Source organism: Enterobacter sp. PI-10, assembly GCF_027947695.1.
Lineage (GTDB): Bacteria > Pseudomonadota > Gammaproteobacteria > Enterobacterales > Enterobacteriaceae > Enterobacter > Enterobacter vonholyi.
This window is the reverse complement of record NZ_JAJNOG010000004.1, coordinates 313,190-326,203: the sequence shown is the minus strand read 5'-3', so window position 1 is coordinate 326,203 and position 13,014 is coordinate 313,190. Positions and strand designations below refer to the sequence as shown.

At 55.9% G+C, this 13,014-nt stretch carries 16 protein-coding genes and 1 pseudogene; 9 read left to right on the top strand and 8 right to left on the bottom strand.

Features of this window, described 5'->3' with window-relative positions; all coding sequences use genetic code 11:
• Window position 1 precedes the first annotated feature (1 nt).
• Both LRM19_RS12080 and LRM19_RS12075 read right to left on the bottom strand, forming a co-directional pair.
• Complete coding sequence (locus tag LRM19_RS12080; RefSeq protein ID WP_271368967.1) at window positions 2–880, bottom strand: HNH endonuclease; 879 nt, start codon at window positions 878–880, stop codon at window positions 2–4.
• Window positions 881–949: 69 nt separating this feature from the next.
• Window positions 950–1,819: a phosphorothioated DNA-binding restriction endonuclease gene (locus LRM19_RS12075; RefSeq protein WP_271368966.1), complete on the bottom strand. Its 870-nt coding sequence runs from the start codon at window positions 1,817–1,819 to the stop codon at window positions 950–952.
• A gap of 301 nt (window positions 1,820–2,120) precedes the next feature.
• Here LRM19_RS12075 and LRM19_RS12070 point away from each other — a divergent pair.
• From LRM19_RS12070 to LRM19_RS12055, 4 genes and pseudogenes are all read left to right on the top strand, one after another.
• Window positions 2,121–2,588 (top strand): annotated as a pseudogene (locus tag LRM19_RS12070) (SymE family type I addiction module toxin).
• A 215-nt stretch (window positions 2,589–2,803) separates the two neighbouring features.
• On the top strand, window positions 2,804–3,262 hold the full coding sequence (locus LRM19_RS12065) for an STM2901 family protein (protein WP_025912045.1): 459 nt from the start codon (window positions 2,804–2,806) through the stop codon (window positions 3,260–3,262).
• Window positions 3,256–3,588 carry a DUF1493 family protein gene (locus LRM19_RS12060; RefSeq protein ID WP_271368965.1) on the top strand — a complete coding sequence of 111 codons (333 nt, stop codon included), beginning with the start codon at window positions 3,256–3,258 and terminating at the stop codon, window positions 3,586–3,588. Before LRM19_RS12065 ends, LRM19_RS12060 begins: the two co-directional genes overlap by 7 nt.
• Before the next feature lie 18 nt (window positions 3,589–3,606).
• Window positions 3,607–4,104, top strand: a complete 498-nt coding sequence (locus tag LRM19_RS12055) for an Hcp family type VI secretion system effector (protein ID WP_023315311.1) — start codon at window positions 3,607–3,609, stop codon at window positions 4,102–4,104.
• 50 nt (window positions 4,105–4,154) lie between these two features.
• Here LRM19_RS12055 and LRM19_RS12050 read toward each other — a convergent pair whose 3' ends face one another.
• Window positions 4,155–4,502, bottom strand: coding sequence for a hypothetical protein (locus LRM19_RS12050; protein ID WP_047059065.1), 348 nt, complete (start codon window positions 4,500–4,502; stop codon window positions 4,155–4,157).
• Between the two features lie 173 nt (window positions 4,503–4,675).
• Window positions 4,676–5,680, bottom strand: a complete 1,005-nt coding sequence (gene trpS / locus LRM19_RS12045) for a tryptophan--tRNA ligase (protein WP_271368964.1) — start codon at window positions 5,678–5,680, stop codon at window positions 4,676–4,678.
• A gap of 199 nt (window positions 5,681–5,879) precedes the next feature.
• Here trpS and fosA point away from each other — a divergent pair, with 199 nt between their 5' ends.
• A complete protein-coding gene (gene fosA / locus LRM19_RS12040; protein ID WP_133293691.1) occupies window positions 5,880–6,305 on the top strand; it encodes a FosA/FosA2 family fosfomycin resistance glutathione transferase in 426 nt (141 codons plus the stop codon).
• Between the two features lie 108 nt (window positions 6,306–6,413).
• Here fosA and LRM19_RS12035 read toward each other — a convergent pair whose 3' ends face one another.
• From LRM19_RS12035 to LRM19_RS12020, 4 genes are read right to left on the bottom strand one after another with little or no spacing between them, the layout of a single operon-like run.
• On the bottom strand, window positions 6,414–7,235 hold the full coding sequence (locus LRM19_RS12035; RefSeq protein WP_032675870.1) for an alpha/beta fold hydrolase: 822 nt from the start codon (window positions 7,233–7,235) through the stop codon (window positions 6,414–6,416).
• Between the two features lie 30 nt (window positions 7,236–7,265).
• Window positions 7,266–8,885 (bottom strand): MFS transporter, encoded by a 1,620-nt coding sequence (locus LRM19_RS12030; protein ID WP_271368961.1) that lies wholly within the window; start codon window positions 8,883–8,885, stop codon window positions 7,266–7,268.
• A complete protein-coding gene (locus LRM19_RS12025) occupies window positions 8,882–9,289 on the bottom strand; it encodes a DoxX family protein (RefSeq protein WP_271368960.1) in 408 nt (135 codons plus the stop codon). The genes LRM19_RS12030 and LRM19_RS12025 overlap by 4 nt, the downstream gene beginning before the upstream one ends.
• Window positions 9,289–11,160, bottom strand: a complete 1,872-nt coding sequence (locus LRM19_RS12020; protein ID WP_271368958.1) for an amidohydrolase — start codon at window positions 11,158–11,160, stop codon at window positions 9,289–9,291. The genes LRM19_RS12025 and LRM19_RS12020 overlap by 1 nt, the downstream gene beginning before the upstream one ends.
• A gap of 217 nt (window positions 11,161–11,377) precedes the next feature.
• Between LRM19_RS12020 and LRM19_RS12015 the strand changes: the two genes are divergently transcribed.
• The 4 genes from LRM19_RS12015 to LRM19_RS12000 all read left to right on the top strand — a co-directional run bounded on the left by LRM19_RS12015 (window position 11,378) and on the right by LRM19_RS12000 (window position 13,008).
• Window positions 11,378–12,064: a hydrolase gene (locus LRM19_RS12015; RefSeq protein WP_047059056.1), complete on the top strand. Its 687-nt coding sequence runs from the start codon at window positions 11,378–11,380 to the stop codon at window positions 12,062–12,064.
• Between the two features lie 61 nt (window positions 12,065–12,125).
• Entirely contained in the window at window positions 12,126–12,347 is a 222-nt protein-coding gene (locus LRM19_RS12010) for a DUF1427 family protein (RefSeq protein WP_115876575.1), read from the top strand.
• Complete coding sequence (locus LRM19_RS12005) at window positions 12,344–12,604, top strand: XapX domain-containing protein (protein WP_111964146.1); 261 nt, start codon at window positions 12,344–12,346, stop codon at window positions 12,602–12,604. The genes LRM19_RS12010 and LRM19_RS12005 overlap by 4 nt, the downstream gene beginning before the upstream one ends.
• Before the next feature lie 23 nt (window positions 12,605–12,627).
• On the top strand, window positions 12,628–13,008 hold the full coding sequence (locus LRM19_RS12000; protein WP_111964145.1) for a response regulator transcription factor: 381 nt from the start codon (window positions 12,628–12,630) through the stop codon (window positions 13,006–13,008).
• Window positions 13,009–13,014: the final 6 nt, after the last annotated feature.

The following is a 13,014-nucleotide window of genomic DNA, read 5'->3' as shown; positions in this document are numbered from 1 at the left end:
ATTACCTCGGTTTAAGGCCATATAATGAGCAAAGTAAATTAAAATCCACTCCATATTTGTTCATTGCATTCTGATGCCTTAAGTACAAAATATTTAATGCTTCTATCTTATTTTCTCTTGGACCGAAGTGAATCATTTTATGGCAGTTAGGGCAAAGAGACACTATATTCAATGGGTTGTCTAAACTTGTTTTAAAATAATCTTGCGAATGTAATGGAATGAGATGGTGAGCTTCCATAAATGGATTCCCGCTTATAGGTGAAATAAAAGTTTTATGGCTTAAGTCAAGTTCGCAATGATAATTTTCACGAATTAAGGCTTGTTTTGCTTTACTAACATCTCTTCCTGGAGTGAGTATTCTCCTTTCAGCTCTTGGAGATGCGTCTGAAAAGAGTATTGCTGTTTGATATTTTTCGTCATTAATATCAGTTTTTCTTATGATGAAATTATTTTCTATCTCATTTTGGAAGTCATGCCATGTATTTTGAGGGATGAAACCTACAACAGGGTAATTAAAGTTTTCACGAGTATATATTATAAAGATATCTCCAGTGTTTCCGTAAAAGTCCAAAGCCTTGTTCATATATAGTCTTAGTTCCAAACCGTGCGATTTTGGATAAACAGCCAATAAATAGCCTTCTGTAAAAGAATTAAATTTTTTATTTAAAATATAAAATAATCGTCTATCCTCACTATGGCTGGCTTGAAAAGTTCCACGACGTGAAAAGTTGAGTAAATTATAATGGGTAGCAAGTATTTTTTTTTCATTGCTGTCTAGTGTAATGCTTTTATCACCAGTCGCTTCTCTAGCGGTAACAAATGAGTATGCTCCGGCTTCAGCGCCGAGTAGATCTAGCTGTTCCTGTGTCATTAATGGCATATTATACTCCAAATCAATTTGGATACTTAGCTATGAATTTATTATAACCATTTCATAATGTGAAGACTTTTAAAATCTAAACACCTCCCTCCGATGCCACTCCACAAACCTCTCACCTGGATAATTCCGTTTCACCACCGGCAGCGCAATTTGCTTCCCTGCAAAATCCCAGAACAACCGCCCAACGATCCCATTCCCATTCACCGCCTCTGACACCAGCACCCGCATACTCTCATCCAGCCCAATAGATCCTTTATCAAACGCCTTATGATGAATCGCACACAGCGCCAGTCCGTTCGGGATCTCACACGGCCCGCCAAACTGCTTCCACTTAATATGCGCGGCTTCGAGTCCTACTGAGGCGTTATCATGCCGCATGTTGAATCCGCAGATCGCACACTCGTAGTTGTAAGCACGCAGAACCTGCTGACGGAACAAGGGATCGCGAACCTTACGGATCTGCTGGATATCAAAACCCATCTCATCCGCGAGCTCTTCCTGAATGCTTTCAGGAAAGTGCGCTTCAAGGATCTGCTGCGCCAGCGAGCCGATCAGCTTTTTGTTCCTACTCAGCAGCGCAAAGTGGTCTTCATCAAACCCGCCTGCGACGTTATGTTCCACAAGTTCTTTAACAGGCGGTTGCTTACTGCAAGTGGTCGAACAGAACTCAGTATTCTTCAGATCCCAAAATCCGTCCCTCTTGAGCCGCCAGAAGGGCATATTTGGGTAATGCGCCTTCCGCTGTGGGCCAAAGCGTTCTAACAGGCTAAGCAGCTGTTCGTGGACCTCAGTTCCGTAATCAAACAGTCGCGCATGCCCCTGCTGATAGTTCGCCAGCACGTAGAGAAGCAATAAGGGCTTATGTGGCGCACGTTGTTCGCCTTTGCGCCAGATGGTGATGTCGGCAATCGCCTGTTCGAGAGTTTTGCTGGAAGCCATCGCGTTACGGAAGAAGGTAAATAAATGCGATGATGCTCGCAAAACCCAGACCAATCAACCCGCAATCAACAAAAACATGACCTTACCGCAAAGAACTCTATTTCCTGAATCCCCCTCGCAAATTCCAAATTTCGCCCAACCCAAACCGCTGTATCTATATTCAGCCCTATATAATGAGCACCAGAAATTACGCCAAACGGCGAAAGGAAGTATCAAGGAATATTTAACGAAGAATTCGCGATATGAAGGTGCTGCAACACCCTCATACCGCTAACCACAAACAACTAAGATGGAGTTGAAAATGGCTGCGACGAATTTTAAGCCAGAGTTTACTGTTTGCAAAACAGAATCAGACGCTTTCACCGGCGTGATTGAAAACCGCGAGTTGGTACGCAAAAACAGCGCCCGCCGACTTCACGGCAACCAGCCCAACGCGGCGCCCGTCCATCCTCGCGCGGAGACGCCGCAGGACAGTGCCGCCTGCTGCGAACTCTATGCACGCATAGACATGAAATACCTTCTTCTGGGTGGCGACTGGTTAACCCGTGCAGGCTTTATCAACGGCATGCCCGTAAAAATCCGCGCCATGAAAGACTGAATTGTGATTACGCCACAGCATACAAGAGAACTGTGGGGATGCCTGGAGGGTATGAGCGTGGTGAATATTAATAAGCAGAAAGTTGCCCAGTGGCTGAAGACCTTTCCGGGAGCACTGAATGATACTGGAGATATCCCGGTAGTTAAGCGCACTATAGGGCAGGCAAAATAATAACGTATTTAAACACCCTTGATCCTGAATCGAGGGTGTTTAAATTAGTAGAAGGGGTAATTTATTTTTTCAATAATATTATTGAGCTGAATGGTATAGCTGTTTTTTTATCATTGTGGTTATATAATGGGGTTTTCAGAAGTATGTTAGAGATCTCAATTTAATTATTGTCTAACATTTATGATTCATCCTGGAGCAACTCAATGGAATGAACTATGGACACAACCGAAGAACTAAATGGAACGTATTTTTATGCTGGCAGAACAAATCTTACCGCTGGCGGCCTTTTCTTTATGATTTACTGTGAGTCAATTGCCGATCATTTTGGTATTGACGATGTCGCTGGAATTGCTGCGCTATACAGCGGTGCTAATAATCAGAAGACCAGAAAGAAACCCGCGGGAGCGAAGGAAGGAACGTCCCGAGCCTCGAAAGCTATGAGGCGCTATTTCAAACAAGCTAAGTTCCCGTATGGCATCAGGCTCCCGACATGGATTGGCGGCTACACGCCATGGACTGTACGCTGTAGGATGGTTTCACAAATCAGTACGTTTATCGGAAGAACGATTCCATTAGTTGGTATGGTTATATTAGTCGCTGATGTATCACTAATCACCTATGCTGCAATACGTGATTATAATCGAATCGCACGGGGCAGCGACAAACTATGGTAGAGGATATTGAGCAGCGCATCTACGCCTTAGCCAGACGCTATAACGGCGTTTATCTGATGAATAACGAAGCGAAGCAGAAATTACTGAATGCAAAAACTGATTTGGATACTGACATGCAGCTTGATGTCACTGAAGCAGAAGATTTAATGGAAGAATTTTTTAAAGGATTTGATGTTGATAGAGGGAATTTTAACATAAACACCTACTACCCTGATGAGCCTTTTTCATGGAATCCATTCAAAAAAAGCCCGGTGGTGATGGTTCCAGATTTCACTATTGGAATGCTTATCGAATCCGCAAAAGCGGGCAAATGGTTATACGACTAAAACGCAAGGAGCAATAGAATGGCCGTACCTGTACATCTCTTTTTAACCAATGACGGCGGCACAATGATTTGTGGTTCTTGTGACGTTGCACAAAGGGAAGGAAGTATTGAGCTAAGAGGATTACAACATAACCTCAGCCTGCCAACCGACTCGGCAACGGGAAAGGTCACTGGCACTCGTCAACATTCGCCGTTTCAGTTTACCAAGGAATTGGATAGCTCTTCGCCCTATCTGTTCAAAGCGGCAGCAACGGGTCAGACCCTTAAAACGGCAGAATTCAGGTTTTACCATATTAACTATTCCGGGCAAGAGGAGGAGTATTACCGAATCACGCTCGAGAATGTTAAGGTCATTTCTGTGAGTCCAGTAATGTACGACACCCGAGGCTGTCCGGGGACGGGGCATATGGAGGAAGTGGCGTTTAATTATGAGAAGATTACCCATTTGTACAAGGACGGTAACTTGTTAGCGCACGACGCGTGGAACGAACGTCCAACATCGGGTTCCGCTGCTTGATGCTATCTTGAACTTGCCCGCCAGCGTTTCGTTTGTGCGGGCAGAGAATATCATTCTTTATTCCTTTTCGTAAATGATGGCAGAAACATCATAAAAATAACCCACGCAAAAATTCCAATAATCTTCATAGGCCAGGGTTCAAACACATCCAGACACACAATTGCGCCAATAACTAATAGCGGACCTTCTATCAGTTCAGCTATCCCCCCTAAAACATGTAACTTATGAGGCAGTGCCCGATTAAGTAATGTCGCAATAAGTTGTGCACTTCCTAAGATTATTGTTATTGCGATTATACGGTCCTCCCAGTTATCAAAACTAACCAAAGAAATGAGGCATGTAGCCAGTACATAACCACAGAATAATATATTCAGCATGTAAATAATAAACTTGCCCATAGCATTTTCCGAGACGGTTAAAAATAAAGAGTCTATGACAATAGCGCTCTTAACAGAATGACAAACGACAATGGCTAATAATGCATTTAAGAATTTTTGCTCCTCGCTTATTTACGCAATAATCAAGTTAGCGGCTTCGTGCCAATCCCACGCATTCCACCGCTAAATCTACTTTAACTAAACACCGGCACCCCCAGCCCAACCTTCACCTCCCTCAACGTCGCCTGCGTCACCCCCTGCGCCCGTTCGGTCCCGCGCTTCAGCATCGTCATCAGCTCACCTTTATCCTGCATATACATCGCCCTCCGCTCCCGCATCGGCGCAATCAGCTCCTGCAGGCACGCTTCAAGCTCGTTCTTACACACCCGATCCCCCAGCCCGCCCGCCTGATAGTGCGCCTTCATCGCCGCCACTTTGGCTTTGTCCGGATGAAACGCGTCGAGGTACGTAAACACCACGTTCCCCTCAATCTGCCCCGGGTCGCTCACCTTCAGGTGGTTCGGGTCGGTGTACATGGCGCTGACCGCACGATGAATCGTCTCTTCGCTGGCCGAAAGGTGCAGCGTGTTGCCCTGCGATTTCGACATCTTGGCGCTGCCGTCGATGCCGGGCAGGCGGCTGGTGTCGCTCAGCATCGCCTTGCAGTGGCGCAGCACCGGGGCGGGCAGCAGGCTGTTCATCTTGTGCACAATCTCGTTGGTCTGCTCAATCATCGGCAGCTGGTCGTCGCCGACGGGCACGCACTCGGCCTTGAACGCGGTGATGTCCGCCGCCTGGCTGATGGGGTAGGCCATAAACCCGACCGGCAGCGAGCGGGCGAAGCCCTTCTGCGCAATCTCGTTTTTCACCGTCGGGTTACGCTCCACGCGGGCGACGGTGACGATGTTCATATACAGCATCGTCAGCTCGGCGAGGGCGGGCAGGGCGGACTGCAGGCAGATCGTGGTCAGGTTCGGGTCGATGCCGGCAGCGAGGTAGTCGGCCAGCACTTCGGGGATGTTGTCGCGAATTTTTTGCGGGTTGCTGCCGTTATCGGTCAGCCCCTGCAGGTCGGCAATCAGCACAAACTGGTTGTGCGTCTGCTGGAGCGCCACGCGCTGGCGCAGCGATCCGACGAAGTGGCCGAGGTGCAGCGGGCCGGTTGGGCGGTCGCCGGTGAGGATGGTTTGCGTGTTCATAAAGACTCCTTAATGTGCAGTTGCCGAAAGGGGTCTTAGATGTGAGATAGCCGCCTTTCGGCGGCTATCTGAAAATGGGGAAAACTACTCCGTGCCGCCTTTAAGAAGGCAGCCACCAGCGGTTTACGGTGAGCACGGCGTGGTTTATGTTCATGCTTTTACCGTACCACGTCCGGCGCGAAAAACAAAAGGGCACGTCATGCTGCAATCACTCAACCATCTGACCCTCGCGGTCAGCGACCTGCAAAAAAGCGTCACCTTCTGGCACGAACTGCTGGGGCTTGCGCTGCACGCCCGCTGGAATACCGGGGCCTATCTCACCTGTGGCGATCTGTGGGTCTGCCTGTCGTACGACGAGGCGTGCAAGTATGTGCCGCCGCAGGAGAGCGACTACACCCATTACGCGTTTACCGTCGCGGAGGAAGATTTTGAACCGTTCTCGCACAGGCTTGAGCAGGCGGGCGTCACCGTCTGGAAGCAGAACAAAAGCGAGGGGGCGTCGTTCTATTTTCTTGACCCGGACGGGCACAAGCTGGAGCTGCACGTGGGCAGCCTCGCCGCGCGGCTGGCGGCGTGTCGCGAGAAACCCTACGCGGGCATGGTGTTTACCTCAGACGAGGCTTGAGGCGCGCACCTTCAGCCTGCAGGTCCTGTCTCAGCAATCACTGGCTACGTGCCGCTGGCGGAGCGAAAGCGCCGGGTGGCGGCTGCGCCTTACCCGGCCTGGAAAAAATTACAGCGACTTCACAAACGCCAGCAGATCTTCGTTGAGCTGGTCCTGGTGGGTCAGCGCAAAGCCGTGCGGCGCGTTGTCGTACACCTTCAGCGTGGCGTTTTTGATCATCTCTGCCGCCAGCTTGCCGGTGCTTTCAAACGGCACGATCTGGTCGTTGCTGCCGTGAATCACCAGCGTCGGCACGTCGATTTTCGCCATATCCGGGCGGAAGTCGGTTTCGCCGAAGGCGGTCACGCAGTCGATGGTGCCCTTCAGGGACGCCAGCAGGGCGATGTTCAGCGTCTGGGTCAGGGCACCGGCAGAAACGGTCTGCCCGGCGTTGGTGCCGTAGAACGGGGTGGCGAAGTCGCTGATGAACTGGGCGCGATCCTTACGCAGCCCGTCGCGAATGCCGTCGAACACGCTCTGATCCACACCCTGCGGGAAAGAGTCGGATTTACCAAAGATTGGCGTGACCGCGCCCAGCAGCGCCAGACCGGCCACGCGCGCGCTGCCGTAGTTGTTGATGTAGCGGGTCACGTCGCCGCCGCCCATGGAGAAGCCCACCAGCGTCACGTCCTGCAGGTCCAGGGTGGTGATCAGGTCGTTAATGTCGGACGCAAAGGTGTCATAGTCGTAGCCGTTCCACGGCTGATCCGAGCGGCCAAACCCGCGACGGTCAAAGGCGATGGCGCGGAAGCCGCGCTCGGCCAGGTAGTTCAGCTGGCTGTCCCACATGTCGCCGTCCAGCGGCCAGCCGTGGCTGAAGAGAACCGGTTTGCCCGCGCCGCCTTCTTTGTAGTAAATCTGCGTGCCGTCTTTTGCCTTAAACGTTGCCATAGTGTGTTCCTGTGCAGGTGATGGTTAGGGTTATACCGGCGCGACCAGATAACGAATTGCCGGTGATGTTGTGCCCTGATGAAAAGCCAGAACGCGGCTCTGCAGCAGGAGGTCATTCATGGTGTGGCGCTCCTGCTGGCGCAGATGCTCAATCCACGAGCCCATCAGGAAGGTCTCAATAAACAGGCCGGGACGCTCAATATCCTCGTACACCGCCCAGCTCATCGCCCCGGCGCGGCGTCGCACCCGGCGCAGCTCGTGTACCGCCTCCAGGAAGGCTTTTGCGTTGTGCGGGTCGATGATGTACTCGTGCGAGGTCAGCACCGGGCCGCGCTCGTTCGGCAGGTCGATCTCCACGCCGTCCAGCGGCTGGCCGCTCAGGTCGAGGTTTAATTCCGGGTCTTTCTCCAGCTTCCAGCGCAATACGGTGGCGCTTGCCAGCACCATCCCCAGCGTGGCGACAACCAGCGCGGTCGGGGTGCCGAACTGCGAGGCGATCTGCCCCCAGATGGCGCTGCCCGTGGTCATCGAGCCGAAGAACACCGTCAGGTAGACCGCGAGCGCGCGGGCCTTCACCCAGCGGGCGGCGCTGCGCTGCGCGCCGAGGTTCAGCGTCGAGAGCACCGCAATCCACGCGAAGCCGGTGAAGAACTCAAACAGGTTGAGCAGCCAGACGTGGCGCACGAACGCCAGCGCCAGCATGGTGAGGGCAAAGACCAGGCTCGCGGCCACCATCAGCCGGTCGGCGTTCAGCCGCTGGCGCAGGCGCGGCAGCAGGATGGCCCCGGCAATCGCCCCCAGGCCAATGCACGCCAGCATCACGCCGTAGCCCGCCGGGCCTAAGCCCAGCTCGCGGCGCGCCACCAGCGGCAGCAGCGCCCAGCCCGCGCTGCCGAAAACGAAGAAGGCCACGGTGCGCACCAGCACGTTGCGCAGCACCGGGGCGGCGTGGACGTAGCGGATGCCGGTACGCACCGCAGAGAAGAAGTGCTCCGGCGGCAGACGCTGAATGGACGGGGCCGGACGCCAGCGCCACAGCACCCACGCCACGCCAATCACGGACAGCGCGTTGAGGGCAAACACCATCCACGGCCCGGCGAGCGACAGCAGGAAGCCCCCCAGCGCGGGGCCAATCGCCCGGCTGATGTTCACCCCGAGCGAGTTCAGCGCCACGGCGGCGCCCAGCTCCGGCTTGCTCACCAGATCGGGCACCACAGCCTGAAACGGCGGTGAGCTCATCGCCGCGCCCACGCTCAGCAGGAACGTCGCCACCAGCAGAACGGCGGGGGTGACGTGTCCGGTGAAGGAGAGCACCGTCAGCCCGGCGGCGGCGATGAACACCCACAGCTGGGAGAAGAGCAGGTATTTACGCCGGTCAACGATGTCCGCCATCACCCCGGACGGCAGGGCGAAGAGGAACATCGGCAGGCTGCTGGCCGCCTGCACCAGCGCGATATCCAGCGGGTCGGCGCTCAGGGTCAGCATGCTCCAGTTGATGCCGACGTCGCTCATCCATGAGCCGACGTTAGAGACCACCGTGGCGATCCACAGCATGCGGAACACCGGCTGGCTCAGCGGCTGCCAGGGTGAAACCGTCGGTGCGGGCGTCGTCTCGACGTGTGCGTCGCGAACGTCGTTAACCTGGATCATGCGAATCTCTCCGTTGCCTTACGCTGCAGCCGCCACTGGCCCGGCCCGGTGAGGGCAAGGGTGGTGAAGATAATCAGCAGCAGCCAGCCAAACTGCCCTTCGGCAATCGACCAGTTCGGGTGGACCGCCAGCATCGCCACCAGCAGCACGGCGATAATCGGCAGGCACGCCAGGCGGGTGTAGACGCCCGCAATGATCAACAGCGGGCAGATCACCTCGGCGACAATCGCCGGGATCAGGCTCGCCCAGGGCCCGAAGCCGAACGGATCTTCAATGCGCGTCAGCTCTTCGCTGAAGTGCAGCACCTTCGGCAGGCCGTGCACGTACAGCAGCAGCAGGCTGCCGGTCAGGCGCAGGAAGAACAGCCCCAGGTCGACCCGGGGCGGAGCAAAGGTGTTTTTCATCAGAATGCAAAGCAGCTGCAGCCCAGCGCCCCCCAGAAAGCGTTATCGTCGGACACCGGCATCTCTGAGGTGCGGGCGAAATCATGCTGATGGCTGTGAACCCCGCACGGCCCGCTGCAGTGGTGAACGGCGCTCATACCCACGCGTGCGGCCTGCGGCGGCGCGCTGCGGTAGTGGCCCGGCACCTTCACCACCGGAGACCACTCGGGCAGAACCGGAATAGCAGGCGGCGCGAGCGGGCCAAAGCTGCCCGCGGCGTAGACGATATCGCCGTTGACCACCGTGAGAACGGACTCGATGCCCTTGATCTCCTCTTCCGGCACGCGGAAGTAGTCTTTGCTGAGCACTGCCAGGTCGGCGAGCTGGCCGACCTTGATCTGCCCCTTCTGGTTCTGCTCGCTGGAGAACCACGCGCTGCCCTGGGTCCAGAGCATCAGGGCGGTATCGCGGTCCAGTCGGGCGCTGTGGTCGTACATCTGCATCCCGCCGACGGTGCGGCCGGAGACCAGCCAGTAGAGCGCGGTCCACGGGTTATAGCTCGCCACGCGGGTGGCGTCCGTCCCTAAGCCCACCGGCACGCCGGTCTCGAGCATTTTCGCCACCGGCGGCGTGTGGCGGGTGGCTTCGATGCCGTAGCGCTCTGCAAAGTATTCCCCCTGGAAGGCCATGCGGTGCTGCACGGCAATGCCGCCGCCGAGCGCTTTGATGCGGTCGATGTTGGCCTGGGTAACGGTTTCCGCGTGGTCGAAGAACCAGTGCAGGCCGTTGAACGGAATATCGCGGTTCACCTTCTCGAAGACGTCCAGCATGCGGCTGATGGATTCGTTATAGGTAGCGTGCAGGCGGAACGGCCAGCGGTGCTCCACCAGGTGGCGCACCACGCGCTCCAGCTCGTCCTCCATGCCCGGCGCGAGATCCGGGCGCGGTTCGAGGAAATCTTCAAAATCGGCGGCAGAGAAGACCAGCATCTCGCCCGCGCCGTTGTGGCGGAAGAAGTCGCTGCCCTGGCCCGGCGTGAGCATGTCGGTCCATTTTTCAAAGTCTTCCAGCTCGTGGCCCGGACGCTGGGTGAAGAGGTTGTAGGCGATGCGGATGGTCATCTGCTTTTTCGCGTGCAGCTCGGCAATCACCTCGTAATCTTCCGGGTAGTTCTGGAAGCCGCCGCCCGCGTCGATGGCGCTGGTCAGCCCCAGGCGGTTGAGCTCGCGCATGAACTGGCGGGTGGAGTTAACCTGCTGCTCCAGCGGCAGCTTCGGCCCTTTGGCCAGCGTGGCGTAGAGGATCATGGCGTTCGGACGGGCGATCAGCATCCCGGTCGGGTTGCCGTTGGCGTCGCGCTGGATCTCCCCGCCCGGCGGGTTTGGCGTGTCCTTGGTGTAGCCGACCACCTTCAGCGCGGCGCGGTTGAGCAGGGCGCGGTCGTACAGGTGCAGGATGAAGACCGGGGTATCCGGCGCGGCGTCGTTAATTTCGTCCAGGGTTGGCATGCGGCGCTCGGCAAACTGGAACTCGGTCCAGCCGCCGACCACGCGCACCCACTGCGGCGACGGGGTGCGCAGCGCCTGCTCTTTCAGCATCCGCAGGGCGTCGGCCAGGGAGGGCACGCCTTCCCAGCGCAGCTCGAGGTTGTAGTTCAGCCCGCCGCGGATCAGGTGCAGGTGCGAGTCGTTCAGGCCGGGGATGGCGGTGTGGCCTTTTAAGTCGACCACTTTGGTGGTGTCGCCGTGGTGCTGCATCACCTCGGCGACGGTACCCACTTCCAGAAATTTTCCGTCGCGCACGGCAACGGCTTCCGCGACAGGATTCTCGCGATCGACGGTGTGAAACTGGCCGTTAACCAGAATGAGATCGGCTTTACCTGGGGTATCCATAACTGCTCCTGACTGAGAGGGGAATGGTCAGGATTATGGGAACCGGTTTCGGCAAAGATCCAGTTATACAATAGGATAGGTATACCAAAGTATAACTATACCTAAGGTTAACTATACGAAGAGATAATTACGCGCAGGGACGGAAAACCGCAGGATGAGGGTGACTTTATCGTCGCGTCGCTCGCGGCGATTTCACCCTTAACCACTGGAAAATGCTATGACCTCTTCCAAGCTCGAAGTGTTAACCCCTGCCAACTGTCAGGTAATCTTTATCGATCACCAGCCTCAGATGGCGTTTGGCGTGCAGTCGATTGACCGCCAGGTGCTGAAAAACAACACCGTGGCGCTGGCGAAAGCGGCTAAGGTGTTCAACATCCCGACCATCATCACCACCGTAGAGACCGAAAGCTTCTCCGGCAATACCTATCCTGAGCTGCTGGACGTGTTCCCGGGCCAGGACATTCTGGAGCGTACCTCCATGAACTCCTGGGACGACCAGAAGGTGCGCGACGCGCTGAAGGCCAACGGCAAGAAGAAGGTGGTGGTTGCCGGTCTGTGGACCGAAGTGTGCAATAACAGCTTCGCCCTCTGCGCGATGCTCGAAGGCGACTACGAAATTTATATGGTGGCGGACGCGTCCGGCGGCACCTCCAAAGAAGCCCACGACTACGCGATGCAGCGCATGATCCAGGCGGGCGTGATCCCGGTGACCTGGCAGCAGGTGATGCTGGAGTGGCAGCGCGACTGGGCGCGTAAAGAGACCTATACCGCGGTGATGGACATCGTGCGCGAGCACTCCGGCGCGTACGGCATGGGCGTGGATTACGCCTACACCATGGTGCATAAAGCGCCGTCTCGCCAGAAGAGCGAGCACCGCACCTTAGCGCCGGTCCCGGCTCGCTAAGTTCCGCTGGCGGGCTGGTCCCTCATCCGGCTCGCCGCTGCCTCTTTCTCTGGAGTTCATAATGAGTACTGGGCTGATATCCCTTGCGGCAGGCGTGTTGATTGGCCTGATGTATGCCGTGCTGAAGGTGCGCTCCCCCGCGCCGCCCGCGCTGGCGTTGATTGGCCTGCTGGGGATGCTGGCGGGTGAACAGGCGACGCGCCATCTCTTATCCCGGGACGGCGCGACTCCTCCTCAGGTGACCGTGCCGCAGGCTAAATCGCAGACGGGAGCGTCCTCATGAAGGCATGGATAATTTCGCTGGTGTGCGGCGTGGTTGCTGGGGTAATTTACGCCCTGCTCGACGTTCATTCCCCGGCACCGCCGGTTGTCGCCCTGCTTGGCCTGTTCGGCATGCTGGTGGGCGAACAGCTCATCCCGGTGGGACGACGTTTACTGAGTCGCGAACCGCTCACCCTCGCCTGGTTTCGTCACGAATGCGTACCGAAAATCAGCGGCTCGGCGCCCCCTGCGCCCGCGAAGGACGATCGCGACGTATAATGATTTTTTAGAGGAAAGACAGCATGACGCTGCCGTGGCGCATTGCCATCATTGATGACGAACGTTCCGTCCGCAGCGGGCTGAGTAATCTCCTGGAGTCGGAAGGGTATTCGACCGATACGTTTGATTCGGCAGAGGTATTTCTGAGCCATCCGCTTGCCCTGTCCGGCGCGGCGCTGGTGATCACCGACATCAAGCTGCGGGGCATGAGCGGCCTGGAGCTGTTTGAAAAGCTGCGCCTGCTGGCCGTACCGCCTCCGCCCGTGCTCTTTATCTCCGGTCATGCTGATGAAAATATGCAGCGGTACGCTCTCGGTCTGGGCGCCGCTGCATTTTTGCGTAAGCCCATTAACATCGATATTCTGCTGGATCATATTCAGCGGGAGCTGGCCCGCCGACAATAAGGATCG

What these genes read in the sequence shown, in the direction of transcription:
- LRM19_RS12080 (WP_271368967.1), bottom strand. Translation starts at nt 880, where the DNA reads ATGCCATTAATGACACAGGAACAGCTAGATCTACTCGGCGCTGAAGCC.
- LRM19_RS12075 (WP_271368966.1), bottom strand. Translation starts at nt 1,819, where the DNA reads ATGGCTTCCAGCAAAACTCTCGAACAGGCGATTGCCGACATCACCATC.
- LRM19_RS12065 (WP_025912045.1), top strand. Translation starts at nt 2,804, where the DNA reads ATGGACACAACCGAAGAACTAAATGGAACGTATTTTTATGCTGGCAGA.
- LRM19_RS12060 (WP_271368965.1), top strand. Translation starts at nt 3,256, where the DNA reads ATGGTAGAGGATATTGAGCAGCGCATCTACGCCTTAGCCAGACGCTAT.
- LRM19_RS12055 (WP_023315311.1), top strand. Translation starts at nt 3,607, where the DNA reads ATGGCCGTACCTGTACATCTCTTTTTAACCAATGACGGCGGCACAATG.
- LRM19_RS12050 (WP_047059065.1), bottom strand. Translation starts at nt 4,502, where the DNA reads ATGGGCAAGTTTATTATTTACATGCTGAATATATTATTCTGTGGTTAT.
- trpS (WP_271368964.1), bottom strand. Translation starts at nt 5,680, where the DNA reads ATGAACACGCAAACCATCCTCACCGGCGACCGCCCAACCGGCCCGCTG.
- fosA (WP_133293691.1), top strand. Translation starts at nt 5,880, where the DNA reads ATGCTGCAATCACTCAACCATCTGACCCTCGCGGTCAGCGACCTGCAA.
- LRM19_RS12035 (WP_032675870.1), bottom strand. Translation starts at nt 7,235, where the DNA reads ATGGCAACGTTTAAGGCAAAAGACGGCACGCAGATTTACTACAAAGAA.
- LRM19_RS12030 (WP_271368961.1), bottom strand. Translation starts at nt 8,885, where the DNA reads ATGATCCAGGTTAACGACGTTCGCGACGCACACGTCGAGACGACGCCC.
- LRM19_RS12025 (WP_271368960.1), bottom strand. Translation starts at nt 9,289, where the DNA reads ATGAAAAACACCTTTGCTCCGCCCCGGGTCGACCTGGGGCTGTTCTTC.
- LRM19_RS12020 (WP_271368958.1), bottom strand. Translation starts at nt 11,160, where the DNA reads ATGGATACCCCAGGTAAAGCCGATCTCATTCTGGTTAACGGCCAGTTT.
- LRM19_RS12015 (WP_047059056.1), top strand. Translation starts at nt 11,378, where the DNA reads ATGACCTCTTCCAAGCTCGAAGTGTTAACCCCTGCCAACTGTCAGGTA.
- LRM19_RS12010 (WP_115876575.1), top strand. Translation starts at nt 12,126, where the DNA reads ATGAGTACTGGGCTGATATCCCTTGCGGCAGGCGTGTTGATTGGCCTG.
- LRM19_RS12005 (WP_111964146.1), top strand. Translation starts at nt 12,344, where the DNA reads ATGAAGGCATGGATAATTTCGCTGGTGTGCGGCGTGGTTGCTGGGGTA.
- LRM19_RS12000 (WP_111964145.1), top strand. Translation starts at nt 12,628, where the DNA reads ATGACGCTGCCGTGGCGCATTGCCATCATTGATGACGAACGTTCCGTC.